Origin of the sequence: Roseburia intestinalis L1-82, assembly GCF_900537995.1 — a bacterium.
Lineage (GTDB): Bacteria > Bacillota > Clostridia > Lachnospirales > Lachnospiraceae > Roseburia > Roseburia intestinalis.
The window spans coordinates 4,246,462-4,271,337 of sequence record NZ_LR027880.1; the positions used below are offsets into that span (position 1 = coordinate 4,246,462).

Consider the following 24,876-nt stretch of genomic DNA (forward strand, 5'->3'; position numbering starts at 1 on the left):
AAAGCTTTCCGTAACCTGTACTGTTATTTTGTTCCAAAAATACGGTCTCCGGCGTCTCCAAGGCCCGGAACAATATAACCATGCTCATTCAAATGGTCATCCAAAGCCCCGATATATACATCTACATCCGGATGATCCTCCTGCATTTTCTTCACACCTTCCGGTGCTGCAATAATGCACATCAGACGGATATTTTTAACTCCTTTGTCCTTTAACATCTGGATGGCTGCCGAGGAAGAACCTCCGGTTGCCAGCATCGGATCTACCACAAACACCTCTCTGTTTGCACAGTCTGCCGGAAGTTTACAGTAATACTCTACCGGCTCTAATGTCTCCGGATCACGATAAAGTCCGATATGTCCGACTTTTGCTGCAGGAATCATTGCCAGCATACCATCCACCATGCCAAGACCGGCACGTAAAATCGGTACAACAGCAAGCTTTTTGCCCTTTAACTCTTTCACAGTCGTTTTGCAGATCGGTGTATCGATCTCCACATCTGCAAGTTTCAAGTCTCTGGTTGCCTCATAACACATCAGCATTGCAATCTCGCTGACTAATGTACGGAAATCTTTTGATCCGGTTTCTTCTCTGCGGATGATACCGATTTTGTGCTGGATCAACGGATGATCCATTACTACGATTTTTCCCATTTTAATTTTCCCCGCTTCCTTCGTTACTTTCTTCATTTAAAAGAGTGACCAGCTTTTTGATGGTCTTTCTCATTGTTTCATAGCATAGCCCATATGCCTGCAGACTGCCGCCATACGGATCTAAAATCTCCAGTTCATCTCCGACAAGTTCCGTGAGAACATATACATTCTCCGGGTTGGCTCTCTCGTATTTTTCCAGAACCTTTTCTAACTGGGCGTGTTCCATAACAAGAACTAATGTGTCCTCTGTAAAATCCTCCTCCGTCAGCTGCGCTGACATATAGCCTTCCAGATTGATGCCATTGCTGATCATGACTGCTTCTGCCTTCTGATTGAGCGGCTCCGGGAATAAAACGATCATTCCTCTTGCCCCAATCTCAACCGGATGTTTTAATACATACTCCCCAAGTATGCCTGCTGCCATCGGCGCGCGGCATGTTCCGTTTTCCGCGACAAACAGGATTCGATTATATTGTTTCATGCGTTATCCTTCCTTCTCCCATCAAACATGAATCACCTGATGTCCTGCTGCTTTCATTAACCGGTTCATGATCGCCTGACCGATCCTCGGTGTTGAAAAACTCTCTGAATAAATCGCATCCACATTCCAATCATCAAATTCACGCAATATTTTGTACAAATGTCTGGCAATGGCATCCTCATCGCTTCTCGCTCCGATCGTCACCACATAATCTGCCTGATACAAAGACTCCGTCTCATCCGTTGCAACAACACCGACCTTAAGTCCTGCCGCCTGTTTTTCCCTGACCAGCGCATTGATCTCTGCAACAACAGCCTCCTGCTCTCCCTCAACCAGTACCAGATCCGCCTTCGGCGCATAGTGTTTATACTTCATTCCGGGCGCTTTCGGCTTCTTTGTGGAATCCGACGCAATGATGCCCGGATCAATGCGTACCTCTTCCCCGAGCACTTCCTCTAACATTTCTTTTGTAATATAACCCGGGCGCAGTATCATCGGTACTTTTTCCGTCAGATCAATGATCGTAGATTCGATGCCGATTCCAACCGGCCCCCCATCCAGTATCATCGGTATCTTACCATCCAGATCTAACGCCACATGTCCCGCTTCTGTCGGGCTTGGTTTTCCGGAAGTATTCGCACTCGGTGCCGCGATCATACAGCCGCTCTCATCGATCAGTGCAAGCGCAACCGGATGATTCGGCATACGGATCGCCACCGTATCCATTCCACCGGTCGTTTCATATGGAACCTTTTCATTCTTCCATACGATCATGGTAAGCGGCCCCGGCCAGAACGCATCTGCGAGTTTCTCTGCCTGCGGCGGAACTTCTTTCGCAATGGATAAAAGCTCTTCAAATCTGCATATATGAACGATCAGCGGATTGTCTGAAGGCCGTCCCTTTGCCGCATAGATCCGTTTGGACGCCTCCGGATCAAGCGCATTTGCCCCGAGTCCGTAAACCGTTTCGGTCGGAAATGCTACCAGACCGCCGGATCTTATGATCTCTGCCGCCTCCCGCATATCCTCCTTATTCGGATCGTCTGCGTCTATTTTTATTAATTTTGTCTGCATATATCACTACTTCTTTTCTAATATAATTCTTATTTTTATTTTTCCCAAACATTTATATTATCGCACATTTTATCCAAATAGGCAACAGAGTGTGCATAATTCGCGGATTTGTACCTTGATTTTCCAGCAAAATTACCATAGAACCCGAACTGTAACTTGCTATGTTTCCGTAAATGTGGCATAATTATTACTGTTCATCTGCAAACAGTTATGTTTGGAAAGGGGTTTTCATGAAAATTACAAAATCTGATTTCGGTACAACTAACACAGGAGAAAATATTAATATATACCATCTTGAAAACGAGGCAGGTGCCTATGTAGAGATCCTTAACTTCGGATGCCGTCTTGTAAAGATCGTCGTTCCGGACCGCAATGGCAATCCAACAGATGTCTGCCTTGGCATGGACACCATGTCCGCCTATGAAAATGATGACGCAAGTCTTGGTGCTGTTGTCGGACGTGTTGCAAACCGCATCAAAGATGGTCATTTTACTTTAAATGGAAAAGAATACCATCTTGCCGTAAACTGCGGTACCAACCACCTTCACGGAGGTCTGATCGGTTATGCCTCCAAACCATGGGATGCAAAAATCAAAGATGATAAACTGATCCTTACTATGATTTCCGCCGATGGCGAGGAGGGTTATCCTGGTAATCTGACTCTGACCGTTACTTATGGCTGGTCTGAGGACAATGAGCTCTCGATCGTATACGAAGCTTCCGCAGATCAGGACACCCTGCTTAACGTCACAAACCACGGTTATTTTAACTTAAACGGTGAGGGAAGCGGTGATATTCTTTCTCACGAACTGTATATCGATGCAGATTCTGTCACAGAACTCGACGATTCGCAGGCGCCTACCGGAAAACTGATCCCGGTCGACAATACACCGTTTGATTTCAGAGTGATGCACACGATTGGCAAATCCTACTACTCAGACTATGACCAGCTGCACAAATTCGGCACCTACGACCACAACTTTGTGATCAACGGAACCGGTCTTCGCGAAGCAGCTGTATTACAGTCCAAAGAAAGCGGTATCCGGATGACCTGCTTTACCGATCAGCCGGGCATGCAGCTTTATGTTGCCAGCCAGCCGATGAAACAGCCGGGCAAAAACGGTAAAATCTATGACAGCCGCACCAGCGTCTGCTTAGAGACACAGCATTTCCCGGACGCGATCAACCACGACAACTTCCCAAGTATCGTGTTACATCCGGATGCACCGTTCCATTCCAAGACGCTGTATCATTTTTCTACATTCTGATAAAAATAATTGGTCGAAAGAGCCGCATGTACCGTTTGTGTATATCCGGCTCTATTTTGCTATCACATTCCTTTGTGCTTATTTTTGTACACGGTTTTTTCGTGTTTTGACTTGTATTACCCTCTTTTTTGTATTAGAATAATCTAAAGCTACTGAAGCGGTAGCGAGTCTATGATTCTATTTTAAGGAGGGAATACAAATGGCATTCGTAATTTCTGATTCTTGCGTAAGCTGTGGTACATGCGAGCCAGAGTGTCCAGTAGGAGCTATTTCTCAGGGAGACAGCCAGTTCGTAATCGACGCAGGCGCTTGTGTAAGCTGTGGTACATGTGCAGGGGTTTGCCCAACAGGAGCTATCAGCGAGGAATAATACTTAAAGAGTTTTTGCGAGTAGAACTCTTGCGGGAAACCGCAAAAAGAAGCTGTGAAACTATGTTTCACAGCTTCTTTTTTACTTAGACAAGTCCACTTAGATCAATCTCATAGATCATCTTTTCCGGTTCCCTTTCCTGTTTATAAAACAGGATCATATACCATGGTAAATACAGGATTTCCCCATCTTCCTCCACATTCGATTTTGAAAATACAATATTTTTTTCAAACTTCCATTGTTCTACTTTCATTGCATGATCCATTGCCAGATGCTTTTTGAAGTCATTTCCTGACTTGATCTCTACAAGTTCTGTGTGAAGTCCTTTTTGTAATACAAAATCTAATTCTCCAATTTTCTTAGAATCATAATAATGAAGTTCAAAACCGTTCGATTTCAGATTTTGCGCAAATGCATTTTCCAGAATACTTCCCATATTGACGTCAACATTTCCCATCAGAAGATCAAACTGGATATTTTCCATACAGGAAGCACAAAGCAGTCCAACATCATTCATATAAAGTTTGAACAGGTTTCGTTTTTCACTTAACTGCAGCGGTGCCTGTGGTTCTGTCACGTTATAACATGGCAACGCAACGCCCGCATCCGCTAACCAGTTAAAGCTGTCCTCATACCTGATATGCCTTGCGGAAGCGTTAATACTGTTTAATTTAAATCTCCGGTTCTTCTCATTTAACTGCGCAGGAATGCTGTCAAATATTGCCTTGATCTTTATTTTTTCATTTTCCGTAGCATATTTTGCAATATCCAGGCGGTAAAGATCTAAAATACTTCTCTGATTCAGCACCACTTTTGCAATATCATGCGTATCAACATAAATCTGTACGGTTTCTGGCATTCCTCCAACTACAAGATAACTGTAAAAAAGTTTGCAAAGTGTCTCATGTACTGTCTCAGATACTTTTTCCTTTTTGTCATAACACGATTTCAAATACTGCAGTGTATGATTCTGTATGCCATTCGCCCACAAATATTCCTCAAAATCCAGCGGATACATTGGTAAAATCTGTTCAAAGCCAACCGGATAAGATGTGACATCCTTGTACCGCACACCAAGCAGCGAGCCAGATTCTATATAATCAAATCTTCCGTCCTCTACCAGAAATTTGATCGCAGACCGTACCCTTGGACATTCCTGAACTTCATCAAATAAAATCAGTGTCTTTCCCGGTTCTAACGGTGTCTGAAGATATGCTGTCAGGTTTGTAATAACAGCCTCTGCTGTCAGCTTTCCATTAAAAATATCTGCAGCCCGCTCGTCTGTCACAAAATTCAGTTCTGCGAAATATTCATACTCATTTTTCCCAAACTCACGAATTAATGTTGTTTTTCCTATCTGTCTTGCCCCTATAATACACAAAGCCTTTCCATTGGCTTCCTTTTTCCATTTTAGAAGATCCTCATACACTTTTCTTTTCAGCATTTCCATCCTCCAATATTAGGATTTCCAACTCTCTGCTCTTATATTAACATTTTTTCTTTGTTTTTCAATGTATATTGTAACATTTTTCAGTACATTTTTCTTTAATTTTTATATGATATCTGTAACATTTTTTAATACATTTTTCTTTTATTTTCAGATAGTATCTGTAACATTTTCCAGAAAATGATCCACATCTTTGCTGCTGTCAAGAAAATCAGACGGTTACATAAACTATGCTGCACAAATTATATGATGCGCAAACGGTGCAAATCAGTTATAATAGTCATGAATAATAAAAATTTAAAAATGGAGTGTTATTGATTCGATGTGTCAATTAGACCCGGCAATAAAAAAAGATATTATAGCCTGCTGTAAAAAATATAATGCAAATAAAGTCATTCTATTTGGCTCCCGTGCCAGAGGAGATAACGGACCTTACAGTGATATCGACCTTGCAATTAAAGGAGCTGATAACTTTGACCGTTTATTTGCCGAATTAAAATACAATGAATTTACGCTGCTTGACATGGATATTATTGATCTGGACGGCAGGGTAAGTGAACCTTTGATGAAAGATATTTTAAATGACGGACATATTTTATATGAGAGGACAGGAAAATGAACCGAAAAATTGAAAACTTTTTTTCAAGCCTTGATACTTTACATGAAGCTTCCGTTACTGACTATACTCAAAACAAAATTGTTTTAAGCGGTTGTGTCAACACCTTCTGCCTGACTTTTGAATTATCGTGGAAAGCAATGAAATACGTTTTGGAGTCAGAAGGTGTCGATAAAGGCAGAACCGGTTCTCCAAAATTGATTCTTATGGCTGCCCTTACCCGTGGATTGATCGAAGATGAAAATGCATGGCTTCGCATGTTACGGCTCCTGAATGACGAATCACATCATTATAATCAGGACTGTGCCATTGAACTGTGCCGCATGATTCCAGAGCTTCTTCCTTATTTTGATGATCTGAAGGAGAAAATTATTGCATTCGGGTACGGAGAATAATACAAAACGCTATTGCACCAGAATCACACTCTAATGCAATAGCGTTTTTTTATGCCCTTTCTTTTTTGTTTCTGCCCCATCTTTTTTTGGGTTCTTTCTTTTTCAGGTTGCCGCGGATTGCCGCATCCAGTTTCCGGAAGCGTTCCTCGTCCGCCTCATCCTGTTCTCTCATGAGATAATTCATTTCCTTGATGACCTGCTCCCCCACATCTTCGCTGATACAGCGGCTTAATTCCTGATTATTTGCGGCAATCGCTGTTCCGACGATCTGCGTCATCAGCTCGGTAAACTGTGCCATTTTATCGGTGTTATCAAGTACACTCTGATTCTCATGCTGCGCAGATACTGGCATATTTCTGCCTGAATCTGTGTATGGATTCAAATCTGCATGCTGATCCTGTTTTGCAGCATATCCATCCTGAATGCGCGTAACCTGACCAGACTGATGCTCCGCCTTGACAGCTTTTTCATCCTGCGTATATGCAACCTGGTGCAGATCCTGTTTTATTCCCGGATGTGCAGTGCCAACCTCTGCCTGCGCATCAGGTGACATATTATGTACGATCATACGGATCGCTTTCAACTGATATCCCTGTTCTTTTAATTCCTTGATCCTCTGGAACTCCTGAATGTTTTCCTTTGTGTAATACCGGTGCCCAAGTTCATTTCGCGGAACATTAAGCTCCAGTTCATCCTCCCAGTAACGCAATACATGTGACTCTACATTTACAATATTCGCAGCGTCGGAAATCATGTAACGTACCTTTTCCATTCCGGTTCCTCTCCTTCCTTTCACCTGCTAACCTATATTATAAGCATTTAAAAGGAAGCCTACAACGAAAATCGCTCGTCTTATTCCGACAGGAACCGCGAAATATTTACTGCCAACAGCAAAAGGCGATGGAAGAATAAATGATGGCAGTGAGCTTTTCGGCACTGCCAACGGAAATGGGTTTGCAGACCTTGCTGCTTATGACAGCGACCATAACGGATGGATTGATGAAGCCGATCCTATCTTTGACAAACTTCTGATCTGGACAAAAGACTCCGCCGGAAATGATAAGCTCTGCGCCATTGGAAAAGCCGGTGTTGGTGCGATTTATCTTGGTAACTCCGATACGGAATTTTCATTAAAATCTTCTGCAAATACAACCAATGCCATTGTTCGTAAGACCGGTCTGTTTCTTTATGAAAACGGTGGCTGTGGCACCATTCAGCAGATGGATCTTGCAACCTGAAGCATTAAACATTTTAGGTCAAAATAAAATGTGCGTGACACACACTTTTAGATGAAGCGCACTACAAAAAAGAGGAGATGTTCCCATCTAACATCTCCTCTTTCTAATATTCTGCGCACAATTCATATATACTTTCATAATATCCGCTTTTACTGCAAAATTACCCTTCCGCCAGAAAATTCTGTAAGAACCCAATCATTGTCTGCATCTCTTCTTTTGTTCCAATACTGATGCGAAGGTAATTGGAAATCCGCTCTTTTGAGAAATGGCGCACATAGATATCTTCTTTTTTTAATGCTTCAAAAATATCCTCTGCCGGTACCGATGCGTGCTTTGCAAAAATAAAATTACTCTTGGAATCGCCAAAGGAAAATCCAAGCTTATGTAATTCTTTTTTCGTCCATTCTCTGGTTTCTATCACTTTCCTGCAGGTTTCTTCAAAGTACGCACGGTCTTTGACCGCTTCGGCACCCAAAATCAATGCCGTCTGATTCATGGTATAAGAATTAAAGGAATATTTTACATCATTCAGATAGCGAATCAATTTTTCATTTCCCATTACATAGCCGATCCGCATTCCAGCCAGGGAACGGGATTTTGAAAAGGTCTGTACCACCAAAAGATTGTCATATTTTTCAATCAGTGGCAATGCAGATTCTCCCCCAAAATCAATATATGCCTCGTCTACCACCACGATCACATCCCGGTTGTGTGCAATGATATCTTCAATTTCAGATAATGGCATTAAAATACCGGTCGGTGCATTCGGATTTGGGAAAATTACACCTCCGTTTTCGCCATAGTAGTCTTCTTTTTTAATCAGGAAATCTTCATCCAATGCCTTTGTCTCATAAGGAATCCGAAGCATCTCTGCCCATACATCATAAAAAGAGTAGGTAATATCCGGAAAAATCACCGGCTTTGCATCGTTAAAAAAGGTCAAAAATATCATTGCCAGCACATCATCCGATCCGACTCCCACGAATACCTGCTCACTTTTTACGCCATAAAACTCTGCTATTGCATCCACTAAGATTTTACAATCCGGCTGCGGATAACGACGGAGCAGATCCGTGTTCATCTCCCGCAGAGCCTTCACAACGCCCGGTGCCGGCGGATATGGATTTTCATTTGTATTAAGCTTTATCATATGTTCCTTCTTCGGCTGTTCACCCGGAACATAAGGTTCTACCCTTCGTACATAATCTTCCCAATTACTCATTTTTTCCTATTCTGCCCTTTCTATCTGCTCTGAAGCTGATATTCTGCTGCCAGCTTTGCAAACGCCTGCATGGAATTCTGTATGGTTTCAGGAGAAACACAGTAAGCCAGTCTGACATAACCGCCACAGCCAAATGCACTTCCCTTTACCATAAGCAGATGATATTTCTTTCCTGCCGTTACAAATTCTTCCTCATTTTCCACCGGAGATTTTACCCATAGATAAAAGGCTCCTTCCGGCTTGATACAGGTAAATCCAAGCTTTGTCAGCCCTTCATAAAGCATAGTACGGTTTTTATCATAAAATGCCACATCGGTCTGTTCCTCCAGGCATCTTGCCACTGCCTTCTGCAACAGAGACGGTGCATTTACAAATCCCAGTGTACGGTTGGAAATCTCAATGCCACGGATCAGATCCTCGGCATCCGATGCCTCATCCGGCACTACCACATAGCCGATACGCTCTCCCGGCAGGGATAAAGACTTGCTGAAAGAGTATCCCACAATCGTATTTTTATAGTACTTTGTCAGAAAGTCCACTTCATTTCCGTCATACACCAATTCACGATATGGCTCATCGGAAATCAGGTAAATATCATGTCCGATTTCTGTCTGCTTCTTTTCCAGAATCTCTGCGATTTTTCTCATTGTTTCCGGTTTGTAAATCACACCGGTAGGATTATTCGGTGTATTGACAATTAATGCCTTTGTTTTTTCTGTAATCTTTGCTTCGAAGTCTGCAAGATCCGGCTGGAAAGTCTCAAGATCCGGATTTACCGTTACGATATCCGCATCAAAATTTGCCGCATACTGACGATATTCTCCGAAAAACGGTGCAAATACGATTACCTCATCCCCCGGATCTAAAATGGTTTTAAAAATTATATTCAATCCGCCTGCTGCACCGACCGTCATTGTCACATTATGATAGTCAAACTTTGTTCCAAAGCGCTTATTCAGATTCTCTGCAATTGCAGCCCTTACATCCGTATAACCTGCATTTTCCATATATCCATGTAAAACCAATGGGTCTGTTTCATCCACCAGTTCCTTAATTGCCGTATTGAATGCCGCCGGAGCCGGTGTTGCCGGATTTCCCAGCGAAAAATCATAAACATTCTCTGCTCCATATTTTTCTGCCATCTGCTTTCCTTCTACAAACATTGCACGGATTGCAGAACTGCCCTGTAATGCTTTTTCAATCTTTTTTGAGATCACTTTTTATTCCTTCTTTCTATCCTGTTCTTTCTATTTATCCACTCAGATCCAATAAACTATTATCTTTATTCACTTTACAATATTAGTGAAAGAAAGTAAATCTATTTATTTTGAAAATACAAAAAAACAGTGAACGAACGTAATGAATTTATCATACATAAGAAATGAAAAAGAGACTACCACACTAAATCTTTTCACTTATAATTATAAGTGAAAACTCTAAATGTAGCAGTCTCTTGTTATCTTAATTTACGAAACATATCCAAATCCCAGAATTGTAAAATTCTTATCTTCCTCACCTGCTGTCATCTGGATTCTTATTGTATGCTCTTTTGCTAAATTCTCCGTAAACAAAATTACAGGATTACAATGTACCCATCCATTTACATGCGGGTCTGCTGTTAATACTTTCTTTCCATCCACATAAGCATCTGCGGTGCCGACCGACAGGTCACCAGCATCCTTAAAAATCAAAACCAGTGCCTTACAGCAGATTTGCATTTCAAAGTAAGGAATAACTCCTTCCTTTTTTCCACAGTACATCCAGTTATATGGAAATTCCGGTGTTCCTGTCAAATCTTCATCCATTTCAACACATTGAAGTTCTGTGTCAGTTTCTTCAAAACATCCGCAGCTAACTTTTGCAATTTCATTGTAATTTTTGCGGTCTAACAGCTTCACCTCTTCAAAAGTTTTCCCAATCGCAGCTTTTTGCTCCAAAAGTTCTACTGTCTTATCCTCTTTTTCCTCAGGGTGCATAACTGCCTCTTTGAAAAAATGCATCAGACAATCTGCCATAATTGTATGTCCTATATTCGATGGATGAAAAATATCATAGAAAAACTGATTTTTTGAAAGTACACGTCCTTCTCCCTGTTTTTGTTTAAACTGCGGTGTAACAGCATCCATAATACTTACCATCGGAAGATCATAACATTTTCCAACTACAGAAAGCCGGTCTTGAAGATTCCAGTCATTTGCAAATACAGAAAACAGGAGAATGACTGCTGGATGATTCGGAAGCTTTAATATCTTCCTGACAAGGCTTTCATAACAGTTCCCCTTTGTCTCATCTCCTTCATCATTTACGGCAAATTCCACAATAACAATATCCGGTTCTATGGTTCCATCTCTTAATACGTCCCTTTCAAATCGAAGCATTCCAAGTTCGGATGGGGTTCCACCGACACCAGCCTTGACAAAATGTACATTTTCTCCAGTTCCATATGCTTTTGCAAAGCTCTGATATGCTTTATAAGCATAACATTCTGTATTGATTGGTATCGCGCCCGCTCCTTGTGTAATAGACCCCCCTATGAAGGCAATCGTTACCGCTTCTCCGCTTCTCGCCTTTTCTATCGCCTTTTCCGCTCTTTTGGTATTTCCTCTGCTCATCAGTGAACGTTCTATCATCCTACAGTAAGCTTCTGAGGTAAGATCAATTTCGTTTTCCTCTGCAGTTTCCGGTGCGTTATAACCATCGTTTAAAAAAAGTCTGACACTTACCGTTCCAAACACTTCCGGCTTTTCAAATTCGAAGCGTATCTGTCCCGGTTCCTTATCATCCAAAGACCATTCAATCTCTTCCAGCTTTATTCTTGTTTCTGCTCCATCCCCATGCAGTATGGCAGTAAGATTCGTTCCACCACCATATGGATCCTTTTCCCCGTACATCTGAAAGATAAATTTCACCTCTTCTTCCGGGTTTTCTGTTTCAATGCTGACTCCGATGCTATGTACCAGTTTTCTGAATCCTTCTGTTGTTTTAAGCAGTTCAAGAATTTCCTGATCCGCAATATTTCCCGAAATCTGCGCGCTGTTAATCAATCTTCCCCCATCTTCATATAAAAACTGTACCCCTTTTCCATCCGGCTGTCTTAATCCAAATACTTCCTTTTCCCGCATAATATAAAAATATGCTCTTTGCTTCTCCGGATCTCTTGGTGCTGCTGGTCCTCTCATATCATTCCTCCATAAATTAATAAATATAATAACTTTCTTCCGGTCCCAGATAGGATTCCGGTAATTTTTTTTCTGCTTTAACAATTACAAGCTTTTCTAATAAAAATCCCGGCTTTACTGCCTGAATTTGTATTTCATTCTCTCCCTGTCTTAAGTAATCCTTACACTCTACGATGCGAATCTGATTCAGTACCATTTCACACCATTCCTGACAGGATGGTTCTCCCGAGATATAGTGCTCCGGTATCAGCGGGATTTGTCTTGTTTCCCTTCCGTTTACTGATAAACCGAATTCTACCCGATCCCACTGGTTAAGCGGATTTGCCGGTGCAGTATATAGCAGGATACGATAATTTCCTTCTTCTTCCACATAGATGCGATAAATAAGTTTTGGTCCTTCATTTTCTGCAAATGTACGGTCACACGGGTATGCCTTCATACCAGAAAGTGTTTTCCCATATTCCGGTATTTTTTCAAACTTTCCACCATCTCCCGACTCTGCTTCTGCGTAATGTTCTGCCTCAATTGCAATGATTCCGTCTGTTTCCACGAATGTCATTTCTTTTAATTTTTCCGGTAATTGTTGACGGACAGGAATTTCACAATGAATATTTCCACCCCGATAATGAATTACAAAAGTCTTATTTTCCCCCATGCTGTTTTTGTCAATGCTTACTGTAATCTCATCTCTTGTCTCAAGCCTTCCGCTTTTCTTATCAAAAAAAATTCCCGGATTATCACATTGTATTTCATATTCTACCGGCTCTCTTCCACCATTTAATATGACAACGGTTCCATTGTCCGTATCCGGACGAAGAAATTGTTTTAATACCAGTTTTTTCCCTGTCCAGTCACCTCCGGCTGTAACAACTTCTCCATCCCCTTTTACATAGGAAAGAATCCTTGCCTTATTTGCAGGTTCCACATACATTCTGACCGGATATTGACATTCCTCTTCATTCCAGTTACGAAAACCGATATGTTCTGACGCTCCCATGCCATTCCATTTTCCACCCAAAAGCGCATTTAATTGCTTCGTCAGCCTGTTATCTGCCTCAATACACTTTTTTAGCTCATTTGCATAATCATTTGCAATCACAGCTCCCTGCTTTGCATAATAATGATTCATTCCTGCCAGCAAATTCAGTTTCTGCACATTCAGGCTTCCCTTTGCAGGATAATAAACCAGTTCAAAAAAAGCCGGAAACAGTTCGTTTGGAATCTGCACCTCCAATGCTGCAAGGCATCTTTCTAATTCCTTTACCTGCTTCAGCATTCTTTCTGCTTCACAGTAATGAACCGGATGGTAAGTCTCCGGTGCCATAGCTTCTGCTTTTCTGTTATGGCTTAATCTAGTATATCCTTTCATAATTGTTTCCAGTTTCTGCTTTGCCTGATGCTCTAACCTGCTTCCAAACTCTCTATCAATCCAGTATTTCAAATATTCTTCCGGTGCGTTGTAATTGGATATCCCCCATTTATCATAATCATAGGCCAGATCCATAAAAAAGCTCAGCGGATACTCCTGGAACTTCAAATCACCCACATTTACAACCCAGATATCACGGATTCCAAACTCATAAGCCTCTGTCATCTGATCCCAGATTTTTGGCAGATAAGAACTGTTTACCCACTCATAAGAAATGGGACCACCGTGATAGTCAAAATGGTAATACATTCCCCAGCCGCCTTTTCGATTTTTTAGTTCTGCTGTTGGAAGGGTTCTCATATTTCCAAAATTATCCTCACAAAGCATGAATGTAACACCGTCTAACCCATCCCAGTCTTTTAATCCATCCATCATACCTTCATTTCCATAAAAGTATGCTTCCACTTCCTTATATAAAGCGATCATCTGTGGTGCATCAGAATTGATACATTCTGCTATCAGCTTCCTCTGTTCTGTAATAATATCTTTTAGCAAATCAATATTCTGTTTTAAAGTCGCATCTGATCCAAGCATCATCGAATCCCGCTCACCACGCATTCCTATGGTGATGATGTTTTCAAATTTTCCATTTCGTTGCAGTCCATCTCTCCAATAACGTAGTAATCCTTCTCTGTTTGTTACATAATTCCATTCATTTCCATAAACAGAATCTTCACCTCTTACCAAATCCCATTCTTCACTATGCCTCAAACACGGCTCATGATGAGAATTACTCATCACAATACCATATTCATCTGCCAATCTCGCATTGGCATCTCCCGGTCCATCTAAGGAAAAAGAAGATGTCCACATTGCAGGCCATAAATAATTTCCTTTTAAGCGAAGCAATGTTTCAAAAATCAGATCATACATTTCCTCTGTAAATCCACCAAAATGTTCAAAAGTCCAGCTTCCGAATGCCGGCCATTCATCATTGATAAAAAAACCTCTGTATTTTACAGACGGCTCTCTTGATATCATATTATCCTTCTCTGTAAGGGTCAGTTTCTTCCTTTTCTCAGGTAGCACATCAGAAAAATGCACCCAGGGAGACACACCCATGTACTCGGAAAGATGAAATAATCCATAAATCGTACCCCGTTTATCACTTCCCGCAATAACAAGTGTCGCTTTTGTTCCATTATCTACAATCTGAAACAGAAAGCTCTCCCTTTTTCCACGTATCTTATCCAATGGAACCCGTCCATTCAATTTCTCTAATACGGAACTTTTTCCAACCGTACCAACCAGCACTACATACTCAGACTCCTTCTGTTCATCCAAGTATGTTTTTGAAATTCTCCTTGTTACCGGTCTGATTCCCGTAACCAATTCCACATCCCCGCATACTTTTTCTGCAATCTTTGCCACACCGCTATAGCATTCCTCTTCCAGTAAAAAAGTTGCTGCTTCTCCATTTACAAGACAAAACTCCATGTTCTTCCCCCTGCTAGATATCTGTTTCCTTTTCAGCCATGGCATCCCATGCTTCTATCATTTCTTCCGTCATATATTTTCTGATTACCCGTTCCATAAAATAGCTGTAAATATATAAACACACTCCCGGCATAAACAATACCCCAAATGGAAGCATTACAATTACCAAAAAAGAAAGTACGAAAATCGCCACCAAAAGCAGAGATATCGGGAAATTATGGAACATCGCAAGAACAGATAGTTTTATTAATCTTATTTTGCTCATTTCAAATCTGGACAGCATTGGATAAGTATAAATTGCAGCTATAAAAACAAGTATAAATAATGCCAGATAGATAAAAAACATCTGAAAAGCAAAATTATCCTCCGGATTTCCGATCTGCTGATACATCATATAAATATTAAATGCCAGAATTATCATTAAAAACAAATAGATCAGATTGATTACAATCGAATCTTTAAAATTCATCCGGAAAGACCGGAAAAATTCTTTATGTAATGTTCCAATCTCTCTTTTGACAACCTTCACCATCGTATAATATGCTGCGGTAGTAGAAGCACCAATCGTCACAATCGGAAGGCAGCAAATCAACCATAAAATGCTGATAATACAAATATCCGATACCTTTGATAAAAACTTCATGATGCCACCATCTAATCCAAAAATTTCTCCCATAATTATCCACCATTTCCTTTTATATTTTTTAATTGTCTATACGGATAAACATCTTTTTATCCATACCTCTTCATGCAGATACCCTTATACTCAAATCTCATAAAAACAGTCATCTCACTGGTTGCTTTTATCAAATCTGTGTAACATTTTGGGATAGCAGAAAAACTGCTATCCCAATTTTCAATTCTCACTTAATTACTTTCCGTTTGCAGTATCAATATATGACTGCCATGTATTTCTGATTGATTCTGCTTTCTGTGCAGGTGTGTTGTCCTTACTAATACCCCAGAATAAATCAGGGCCCATATCTATACCATTTACTAATTTATCATACATAGGAACGCCGCTGTCAACCATGATCGCAAGTGTTTCATCTACGGATTCTGTATCACGGAAAGATTTGTAGTAATTATCTTTCCATCCTTCATGATCTTCAAATCCCGGAACCGGTTCATTGTAAAGATTAAATGCAAACGCAATTTTCCATGCTTTTTCAGCATCATAGCAAGATGGAATAACAAATACATTATCCTGTGCATAGTTTACATAATGATCCATTCTTGGTCCCATCGGGAAACATACGAAACCAAAGTCATCTTCCATATCTGCCCAGTCACCTGCTTTGTATGATTCTGCACATGTGAATACAGCCTCGCCGTTTGCAAATGCAGTATATGTATAATCCCATGCTGCATCCTCCGGATATACCATTTCATACTTATCAATCATATCAAGTGCCCAGTTCAATGCTTCCATTGTTGCATCAGATTCCAGATCATTGTAAAATCCATTTTCATCTTTTCCAATAAACTGCCCGCCATTAGAGTAAACAGCTGCCGGATACAATGTACATGAAAAGTTTGTCATTGCATATAAATCAATTACACCATCATTATCTGTATCTTTCTGAACCTGCTTGCAAAGTTCTTCAAATTTATCCCATGTCCACTCATTATTTCTCTGCAGTTCGTAAATTGATTCCGGATCAATACCTGCTTCTTCCAACAGTCTCTTATTAAAATAAATACCTGCTGTCGGTTCATGATCCATTGCTCTCATCGCATAAACAGAATCACCTTTTGACATTGTATCCTTTACAACACTATCCCATTTCGACTCCGAAAAATCCAGACAATCTAATGTAGAAAGATCATACATTAATCCGCTCTGAATTGCTGATGTCAGGGCACTTCCCTGATATAGTGTAAATACATAATTTTCATCTCCACCAGTCGTTGCATAGTTTACATAATCTTCCGGTGAATCTCCCCATGAGGTAACTGCCTGCTGTTTAATTGTAAAATTGTATGTTTCCTGAATCCAATCCAAGTATTCCTGATGTGCCTCATCATATGCACTGGAAGCTTCCTCTTCCTCTCCTGAACTGAACCAGTCAGCAATAATGATTTCCATTCCACCAAGATCATATGGGTTACCAGATTCATCTGTAAGTACAGTATACTGTCCTACTTCTTCTGTTTCTGCCTCATCAGCAGCTTCTGTGCTTTCTCCAACTGTTTCCTGTGCACTGGAACCAGCATTATCGGATGCTGCATCCGATGATCCACAGCCAGCCACGCCAACTACCATTGTTGCTGTTAACAACACAGACAATACACGACTTCTTTTCTTCATTTTGTTTTCCTCCTTTAATATAACTTCTCCTTATATTGTCTCTATATAAACTCACAGCCAATATTTCCTATCTACCGATTTTTTCAGGAAATACTTTGCCATAAAGCTATATACTACATCTTAATACCTGTACTGCTTAGGCTTTCTACAAATCCTTTCTGTGCAAACAGATAAAGGACTAACAGCGGTAAAATTACCATCAATGTGCCAGTCGAAACAATGCACTGTGTATATCCAACAGATGCTCCGGTTGCCTGATGCATGGTATACATCAGATAATGGCTTAATTTTTCACCAATCTGTGTCAACTGAATTGATAGCAACTTAATATTTCCGAGGAACATTTTACTGTAAAGTCCATCTGTCCACTGCCATACAAAGGCAAATAGGAAACAGGATGTCAAAATCGGCTTTGCATCCGGAAGCATAATCTGGAAAAAGGTTCTTAATGTTCCGCATCCATCCACATAGGCTGCCTCCTCAATATCCTTCGGAATATTTCTGAAAAACTGACGGATCATGTATATATATAATCCATTCTTTAACCCCATACATCCGGCACTCATCAAATAATACGGAATTGCAGATCCTCTTAAATTCAAAGTACTTCCGGTCAGCGCCTTAAAAATACCAAGAATATCAAAAAAGCGGAAATGCAGATACAATGATGTTGATATTGTCTGCGGTGGAATAATAATAACCAGCATTACACAGGCAAACCAGAACTTCTTAAGTGGAAATTCAAATCTCGCAAACCCATATCCCACAATCGTACAAACACCTATCTGAAGTATCGCAATCGTAAACGATACCAAAAGTGTATTTCTCAATGTACTCCAATACTCCATAAACTGATTTGCCAACTGATAATTTGCAGTTGTAAAATGCTCCGGTATAGAAATAACCATTGCATTATACAAATCCTCTTCTGCCATAAAACTGACAGATATCTTATTTAGAATCGGCTGAAGAATCATAAAGCACATTCCAAACAATAAAATTGCCCGAATCATACTTATCGCTATGCTTTTTGCCCGCTTTTTCAAAAGAAGACCATTCGATTTTTTATTTCTTTCCCAAAAGCTTTCTTTCTTTTTTATTGCCACTTCTTTAGTCATAGTAATAAACCCCCTTCGATATAATCAGTGAGCTTATACCTATAATGGCAATTACTATCAGGAAATAGCTCCAGGCCATTGCAGAGGCAAACCCGTAATTTAAATCAACGATCATTGTATCACTGATCTTTTCCATAACCTCATTGTCTGACCTCATACAGAAATCAACAATTGTGTAAATCCAGTTTACCAAAAACAGTGGACTTATCATCGGAAATGTAATCTTCCAAAGACTCTCCCATTTTGTACAACCATCAATATCAGCTGCTTCATACATACTTGTTGAAATCGTCTGAAGACCAGATAAGAAAATAATAATCTGTATGCCAGATGCAATTGCTACATCATATACGCCATCAACAATCTCAAATACAATATCAAATACTTCTCCGCCAATACCGCTGGTCATAAGAATCTTTTCAATGGCTCCGGTAATACTTGCGTTTCCCGTTGATTGCTGAATGGTATCCTGTATACCTGCCAAGAGTGAATTATCATATTCAATTCCAAGAATAACACCGGATGAAAGAATTACCGGAAGGAAAAAAATGGCACGAACCAATGCACGTCCTTTAAACTTTTGATTTAATATCAATGCAACAAAGAAACTGAATACCATAATTGCTAATGAATTATAAGTCATTCTGCCAATCTCTTCTGCCAGTAATCTGGTAAACTCCGTATCAACGGTAAATGCCCTGACATAATTTGAAATTCCTGCCAGAATCATATCAAAGCTTCCGGCACCGATTTCCACATTGCAAAAGCTCATATAAAGTGATTGAAAAAGCGGCTTCACCATAAATGCCAGAAATCCAATAATGAAAGGCAGTATGAATAGATATCCCGATATTGCATTTCTTCTTTGAAGACCTCTTAATTTCTTTCTTCTCTGCATAACCATTATCCTTTCTATTACTGAATTACCATATAATCTCTGGCTGGAAGTGTAATTCCACTTTTAATTTTGTAATCTGTACTGCTATAATTTACATACACCTTTGTTCCGTCTTCATATGCTGTAAGGGTAATACCTTCATCAAGAACCTCATGATTTGTGATACGCTGCTTATAGGTTTTCCCAAGTTCTGCATCATATCTGCTATATATTTCCAGCATCTCATCTTTCCAGGAATCATAATTTGAGCCGAAATACTGTGTATAATATGTATTTTGCAATTCTGTGGATTCTGCATCCATGAAAACAAAGTATAAACCTGCTCCATATTCTGCAGCTTTCAATAATTCTTCCTGATAATCTCCGGAAAGATTCAGCGCTTTTCCTGTATAATTTACATATCCATGAATTGCAATCTGATAAAATGGTACCGTCTCATCAATGATTGTATAATTAGAACCTTTCAAATCCATATTGGTAATAAAATCTGTAGTCCCAAGTACATAATCATTTCCCATATTTGTCATAACTGAAAGACCCGATGCTTTTATGTTTTCAAGTTCCTCCAACTGCATATTAAGAGCAGTTTGACGTGTTACCAGTTCTTTCTGATTATAGTCAGCAGATAATTGATAGCCTGTATCCCTGAACGAAACTCCCTGCGCGCCATAGGCAGCTGCCGCATCTGAAAGATTCTGCATCATTTCAGTAACCAACGTCGGTTTTAACAGATAATACGGATCTTTCCAATCCTGTTCTCCATAATATACGGTATCGTACTCCAGCAGTTCTACTTTTTCCTTACTTACCAGACGTGCGGCATCCCTGAATACTAAAAACCCATCTGATACACCGCTGTCATTTGCGTAATTCGTCACACCATCAAGATAAATATCTATATCATTTTCTTCCGCATAAGAAAGCAATGACTTTATATCCTTTTTACTTCCCAGATCAGAAATAAGGTCCACATCCTTTAAGATTTTCTGGTTTATTCCTCCGTTCATCCAACCGCTCATTTTCACAGACAAATTTGACACACCACTTTCTTTTATTTCCTGTAACATCTTTTGTGTCTCCTCATATGTCGTGAGAGCTAACGGCCTTGAAACCGGTACACCCAGTATTTGTTCTACCTTATCCACTGCGCCTATCACTTCTACAGCAACAGGTACAGTTTCATCTGTATTTTTGTCAAATGCTTCCCCATATTTTTCGCCCAGATAGTCATGATAAGCATTCGCCATATCGACATAGTTTCCGGTATCTACAAATCGAAAACGCTCTACCAGATTTTCATCCGGAATCTGCTGTTCATACATGAACATTTCACCATTATATTTATCCGCTACATCACATTGTTCTCTGTGTAATATCGTAAAGTTTGCATTCACATAATTATAGCTGTTTGTTCTTCCACTGATATCAGCTGAAACAGACGCATAAGATGCACCATCCTCTAAGATGCAAAGGTAAGAAGCATCTCCCTTTGCAATACCATATGCTCCATAATATGCTCTTGTCTCATGAACCAGATAATCTCTGCCCTGTGCCATATCCCAGCCATAAACGTTCGAATAATAACTGTTCTGTGCAAGTTTTCCATTATTAAACCGGATGATTGATCCACCACCTTCCGGCACCAGCATATAGCCATCTTCCTCTGTCCCGCCTGCCCCAAAATATGGTAATATTGTCAGACTAATAATCGGATACTCGTCTTTATACTCAATTTCTGACATTGGAACCGTTACTACCAGGTCATCTCCTTCCAACCGATATTCTATGCTGACATTGAAAACCGGTTTATCAGATTCACCACTCTGTGCATACAATTCTTTATCTACTGCATATTCTTCATCGGTATATCCGGCTTCACTGAAAAATTCTTCCAGTTTCTTCTTCAGATTATCCTTCACGCCATCACGCAATACATAAATAACCTTTTCTTCAAGAATTGGATATTGTTCCAGTAAAGCTTCCTTATCGTCCTTTTTCCCAAGATTATTAATATCATATTTTTTATAATAATCCTTTACCATGGAGGCATCTCCTTTGCTCATATTTCCAAGCAATTCCTCCATTCGTTCTTCTTCTGCAACCAAAGGAATGATATATTCTTTTTCTACTTCTCCAATAGAGTAATCTACTTTAATACTGTTCTCTGTTGCCTCAATATTGAAAATTTTTGATGAAATACTGTATTTATAGTTGTTATATAAGGTATCTACACCATTTACAACGCTATAGGTTAAAAGCAATGTTGATTTCAAATTTTCAATATCACTCTTAAGTGCAACTGTATCCTCATCCGCATCCTGTGGATTGGAATACCATATTGCCCCAGTTGATTTTTTTGTCACTGTAAACTGTGTTGTTTCCGGATCCATAACCATCTTCAGATTTTCGTTTTCCAGTACAATATCCGATGAATTTCCTTCATAGGTGTTAACCTTAACAATTTCCTCAGGGGTTTCTTCTTCTTTCCAAAATGCGATAATCAATATTCCGATCACAATCAAGAGCAGAATCAGAACAGGTCCCAGAAGACTTTTCGTCTTTTCTTTCAGGACATTTTTTAACTTTTCTGTCCTTACTGATTTGTCTTTACTCATACCTTCTACCTCCACCCTTTTACATTCGGAACATAATTTCTTTTACAATGGAAACAAAATATGCAACACCCTGACTGATCATTGAAAAGAATAACAACAAAATGAATACCATAATCAGCATTGCAAATCCGGAAGCAACCATGAAAAGAAGTGTCTTGCTCAAACTGTATTCATGAATTTCCATCATGGCACAGATAATCAAGATAGCTGCCCATACAATTGAAAAGGTGCATGCGAAGGTATAAAATGCTCCTTCTTCTTCCGTTACCAGATTGCTGAATAAAATCATCGGAATCTGAATCAGTGGATAAGGAGTCAGTGCATATGCCGTCCCCATATAAATCTGGTAAAGTCTTCCTTTCCCATCAAATAATGTGGTCAATCCCCAGTTACCTACACAAAACAATGCCAGCGGAAATAAAACACTTGCAATATATAGGAAAATATTGATTTCTTCCCAATAAACCTGCATAAATACAAAGCTCGTATATTGAAGTTTCATAATCCTTGCCAGTACCGTCAACAGAACAATCGTATTAGCAGCTGCAATGGAACCACGTTTTTCATGTGTCAAATCCCAGAAGCCATCCAATGGATGGGTGATGACATACAATGCATATCTTAATGTTTCCAAATAATGAGTGTATGTTTCTTTTTTCTTTAACGAAGCTAACATGCCTGCCTCCATTCCTATGTTCTATCATTAAATATGTCTGCCGTATCAATTTCCCACTTGATTTTCTTGATTTTTCCAACAATCATTGGAAGAATAAACACCAGGAATATCAATAAGAAAATCAGTCCGATATGCTCTTCCACCCACATCTTTCGATACTGTTTAAATGCTTTGGAATAATTTGTCGTATCCCATTTCAACTTAAAATACTTCATTGCTTCATGGTATTCGCCTTGCCGCATCAATGCTCTTCCGATACCTATGTATGCCTGGTCGTAATTTCCATTCATTGCCATTACTTTTCGCCAGGTTTCACCAGAAGCTTCGTAGTCACCGGCATCATACTCTGCAATTGCCTGATAAATCAGATTTCCATACTCCGTCGGTGTAAATACTGTAATACTCGCATTCTGTGCATCCAGCACAAGCAAATCATTTCCCATATGATCTATTGCACTCGGCAGTTGAAAGTATCCATCCATATTTCCATTTCCGCCAAACGCAAAAAGCATATTTCCCTGTGTGTCATAACCGAAAATATGTCCCCGGACTTTATCAACTGCAAAATAAATACCACTGTCCAGTGCTGTAATATCTGTTATTAAAGACGGACCTTTATATCCACCGGCATTTCCCCAATAAACATCACCAATGACATTGAAGTTGCCATTTTCGATCAGAATATTATTGCCAAGCATATTCATTCTTCGAATTGGTTCATCCTCACCACTATCTACACCCTGTTCACTGACATTTGTTGTACATGCAAAAATAAAACCCTCGCTGTCGCGATACAGATTGTCATACTCTGTCGGAACGAATGCTTCCAGAGCACTTCTCTGTGCCTTTGTAGCCAGTTTCTTCCATATATAATCTGTCCAATCATACGTAACAGGACTTGCTCCATAAAATCCTGTAAAGGAACCATCCGCTTCATATTTGATCATTCCTTTGTTAACATTATCTGCTATGCAAAATACTCTTCCAACATCGTCTACCTCAAGCTTATCCGGCAGAAAATCTGTTGACTGATCAAAAGTCGAATCTATCGGTTTTGTGAATTCCATTATATAATTCAAATTCTTATCAAGTTTTAAAATACGGTGATTTCCCTTATCACAGATATAAAGTTCTCCCTCATCTGTAACACAGATATCTGTTGGTCCGGAAAGTGTCTTTACATCCGTATCTCCCTTTATTGAATCAATAATTCTGACAACTTCAAAATTTTCGGTATCAGTCCTTTCTAATTGCACAATTCGATTATTTCCGGTATCACAGATATAAACAGAATTGTCCTTTACATACATCCCTTCTGCAGAGCTGAAGCTTTTATCCAATCCCAGTTCTACAGATGTATACACACCAATTGTTCTATAAGCATCCGGTGAATACGAAATATCTCCCCAATAATCATAATTATAGGTATATCCCTTTTCCGATCCGTCATCTGCCCATACATCCACAGCCATCCCAGCAAGAATACAGATACCAAGCATTACTGCTGCAAGACTTTTCCATCTCCTCTTCATTATTCATTTCCTCCTAATCCTTCAGACCTGAACTTGCCATTGTTTCAAGGATCTGGCTTTCAGACAGAATAAAAATCATAATAGGAACAATCATAACAATTACCGTTACGGCTGCCGCCTGACCTGTCCTTGCAATTCCTCCGCTTTGAATCTGCTGAAGTGCATAAACAAGTGTCTTTTTCTCTTCCGAATAAATAAATGTTGCAGCCTTGTTATTCCACAGATTTTGAACCGAAAAAATAATCAATGTCAGCCATGCAGGCTTTACATTTGGCATAACAATATTAATAAATATTCTCCACTGACTTGCCCCGTCAATTTTGGCCGCTTCTACTAAAGACATTGGAATTCCTTCCATAAACTGCTTCATCAAGAATAACCCCATGGGTGCAGCAAAAGCCGGTATAATAATAGCCCAATATGTATCAATCCACCCCAGCTTACTGATAATCAAATAGTTTGGGATTGCCGTTACATAACCATTAAACATCAGGGCTGTAACAACAATATTAAAAAATAATTTTGAACCTGGAAAATCATATTTTGCTAATACAAAAGCTCCCATCGACGCAATGATCAGATGCCCAAAGGTTCCCACAACCGTGATAAATACTGTATTAAAGATATATCTGGAGAATGTCACCCACGATTTTCCCATTGTTACAAACAAATCCTGAAAGTTATCCAACGTAGGATTCTGTGCAAATACCCTTGGTGGGAACAGGAACAATTCATCCAGCGGCTTTAGTGAACTGCTGATTGCAAAAACAAGCGGAAATGCCATTGCCGCTGCAATCAATGCAAGTGCCAGATAGATAAAAAAATCTCCTACAATTGACCGATTCGGTTTTCTACGTTTTATTAATTTCTTTTTATATGGTTTCTCAATTACTTTTTCTTTTCTTCTTTTATTCATA

Annotated in this window: 21 protein-coding genes; 4 read left to right on the forward strand and 17 right to left on the reverse strand. The window is 39.8% G+C overall.

The annotated features are described in order from the left end of the window. Positions 1-23 precede the first annotated feature (23 nt). The 3 genes from upp to RIL182_RS19965 are packed head-to-tail and all read right to left on the reverse strand — an operon-like array spanning position 24 to position 2,208. A complete protein-coding gene (gene upp, locus RIL182_RS19960; RefSeq protein ID WP_015561153.1) occupies positions 24-653 on the reverse strand; it encodes a uracil phosphoribosyltransferase in 630 nt (209 codons plus the stop codon). A gap of 1 nt (position 654) precedes the next feature. After that, positions 655-1,134, reverse strand: coding sequence for an arsenate reductase/protein-tyrosine-phosphatase family protein (locus tag RIL182_RS21850; RefSeq protein ID WP_006855256.1), 480 nt, complete (start codon positions 1,132-1,134; stop codon positions 655-657). Positions 1,135-1,155: 21 nt separating this feature from the next. Beyond that, on the reverse strand, positions 1,156-2,208 hold the full coding sequence (locus tag RIL182_RS19965; protein ID WP_006855255.1) for an L-threonylcarbamoyladenylate synthase: 1,053 nt from the start codon (positions 2,206-2,208) through the stop codon (positions 1,156-1,158). A gap of 230 nt (positions 2,209-2,438) precedes the next feature. On the opposite strand from RIL182_RS19965, the gene RIL182_RS19970 reads away from it, so the two are divergent. Then, positions 2,439-3,476: an aldose epimerase family protein gene (locus RIL182_RS19970; RefSeq protein ID WP_006855254.1), complete on the forward strand. Its 1,038-nt coding sequence runs from the start codon at positions 2,439-2,441 to the stop codon at positions 3,474-3,476. Positions 3,477-3,675: 199 nt separating this feature from the next. Next, positions 3,676-3,846: a DUF362 domain-containing protein gene (locus RIL182_RS19975; RefSeq protein WP_022112022.1), complete on the forward strand. Its 171-nt coding sequence runs from the start codon at positions 3,676-3,678 to the stop codon at positions 3,844-3,846. A gap of 85 nt (positions 3,847-3,931) precedes the next feature. Here RIL182_RS19975 and RIL182_RS19980 read toward each other — a convergent pair whose 3' ends face one another. Then, a complete protein-coding gene (locus RIL182_RS19980; RefSeq protein ID WP_172606730.1) occupies positions 3,932-5,290 on the reverse strand; it encodes an ATP-binding protein in 1,359 nt (452 codons plus the stop codon). Between the two features lie 325 nt (positions 5,291-5,615). Here RIL182_RS19980 and RIL182_RS19985 point away from each other — a divergent pair, with 325 nt between their 5' ends. Then, complete coding sequence (locus tag RIL182_RS19985) at positions 5,616-5,912, forward strand: nucleotidyltransferase family protein (protein ID WP_006855252.1); 297 nt, start codon at positions 5,616-5,618, stop codon at positions 5,910-5,912. After that, positions 5,909-6,304, forward strand: coding sequence for an HI0074 family nucleotidyltransferase substrate-binding subunit (locus RIL182_RS19990; protein WP_006855251.1), 396 nt, complete (start codon positions 5,909-5,911; stop codon positions 6,302-6,304). Before RIL182_RS19985 ends, RIL182_RS19990 begins: the two co-directional genes overlap by 4 nt. Positions 6,305-6,353: 49 nt before the next feature. Here the strand turns inward: RIL182_RS19990 and RIL182_RS19995 are convergent, their stop codons facing one another. The 13 genes from RIL182_RS19995 to RIL182_RS20055 all read right to left on the reverse strand — a co-directional run bounded on the left by RIL182_RS19995 (position 6,354) and on the right by RIL182_RS20055 (position 24,875). Next, positions 6,354-7,076: a MerR family transcriptional regulator gene (locus RIL182_RS19995; protein WP_006855250.1), complete on the reverse strand. Its 723-nt coding sequence runs from the start codon at positions 7,074-7,076 to the stop codon at positions 6,354-6,356. Positions 7,077-7,702: 626 nt separating this feature from the next. After that, complete coding sequence (gene hisC / locus RIL182_RS20000; protein WP_006855248.1) at positions 7,703-8,764, reverse strand: histidinol-phosphate transaminase; 1,062 nt, start codon at positions 8,762-8,764, stop codon at positions 7,703-7,705. A 20-nt stretch (positions 8,765-8,784) separates the two neighbouring features. Then, entirely contained in the window at positions 8,785-9,981 is a 1,197-nt protein-coding gene (locus RIL182_RS20005) for a pyridoxal phosphate-dependent aminotransferase (RefSeq protein WP_006855247.1), read from the reverse strand. 249 nt (positions 9,982-10,230) lie between these two features. Beyond that, on the reverse strand, positions 10,231-11,943 hold the full coding sequence (locus RIL182_RS20010) for a GDSL-type esterase/lipase family protein (protein ID WP_044998441.1): 1,713 nt from the start codon (positions 11,941-11,943) through the stop codon (positions 10,231-10,233). Between the two features lie 16 nt (positions 11,944-11,959). Continuing rightward, complete coding sequence (locus tag RIL182_RS20015) at positions 11,960-14,809, reverse strand: glycosyl hydrolase 115 family protein (RefSeq protein ID WP_006855245.1); 2,850 nt, start codon at positions 14,807-14,809, stop codon at positions 11,960-11,962. 13 nt (positions 14,810-14,822) lie between these two features. Beyond that, positions 14,823-15,485 carry a YesL family protein gene (locus RIL182_RS20020; RefSeq protein ID WP_006855244.1) on the reverse strand — a complete coding sequence of 221 codons (663 nt, stop codon included), beginning with the start codon at positions 15,483-15,485 and terminating at the stop codon, positions 14,823-14,825. 195 nt (positions 15,486-15,680) lie between these two features. Continuing rightward, a complete protein-coding gene (locus tag RIL182_RS20025) occupies positions 15,681-17,120 on the reverse strand; it encodes an ABC transporter substrate-binding protein (protein ID WP_044998440.1) in 1,440 nt (479 codons plus the stop codon). A 113-nt stretch (positions 17,121-17,233) separates the two neighbouring features. After that, complete coding sequence (locus tag RIL182_RS20030) at positions 17,234-18,238, reverse strand: carbohydrate ABC transporter permease (protein WP_006855241.1); 1,005 nt, start codon at positions 18,236-18,238, stop codon at positions 17,234-17,236. Further along, positions 18,231-19,136, reverse strand: coding sequence for a carbohydrate ABC transporter permease (locus RIL182_RS20035; RefSeq protein WP_242655437.1), 906 nt, complete (start codon positions 19,134-19,136; stop codon positions 18,231-18,233). Before RIL182_RS20035 ends, RIL182_RS20030 begins: the two co-directional genes overlap by 8 nt. A 17-nt stretch (positions 19,137-19,153) precedes the next feature. Next, on the reverse strand, positions 19,154-21,751 hold the full coding sequence (locus RIL182_RS20040; protein ID WP_044998439.1) for a DUF5696 domain-containing protein: 2,598 nt from the start codon (positions 21,749-21,751) through the stop codon (positions 19,154-19,156). 19 nt (positions 21,752-21,770) lie between these two features. Next, a complete protein-coding gene (locus RIL182_RS20045) occupies positions 21,771-22,427 on the reverse strand; it encodes a YIP1 family protein (protein WP_134523459.1) in 657 nt (218 codons plus the stop codon). Positions 22,428-22,441: 14 nt separating this feature from the next. Continuing rightward, the gene (locus RIL182_RS20050) at positions 22,442-23,959 is read right to left on the reverse strand and encodes an NHL repeat-containing protein (RefSeq protein ID WP_134523462.1); all 1,518 of its coding nucleotides are present in this window, start codon (positions 23,957-23,959) and stop codon (positions 22,442-22,444) included. Positions 23,960-23,972: 13 nt separating this feature from the next. Further along, a complete protein-coding gene (locus RIL182_RS20055) occupies positions 23,973-24,875 on the reverse strand; it encodes a carbohydrate ABC transporter permease (RefSeq protein ID WP_006855168.1) in 903 nt (300 codons plus the stop codon). Between the last annotated feature and the right edge of the window lies 1 nt (position 24,876).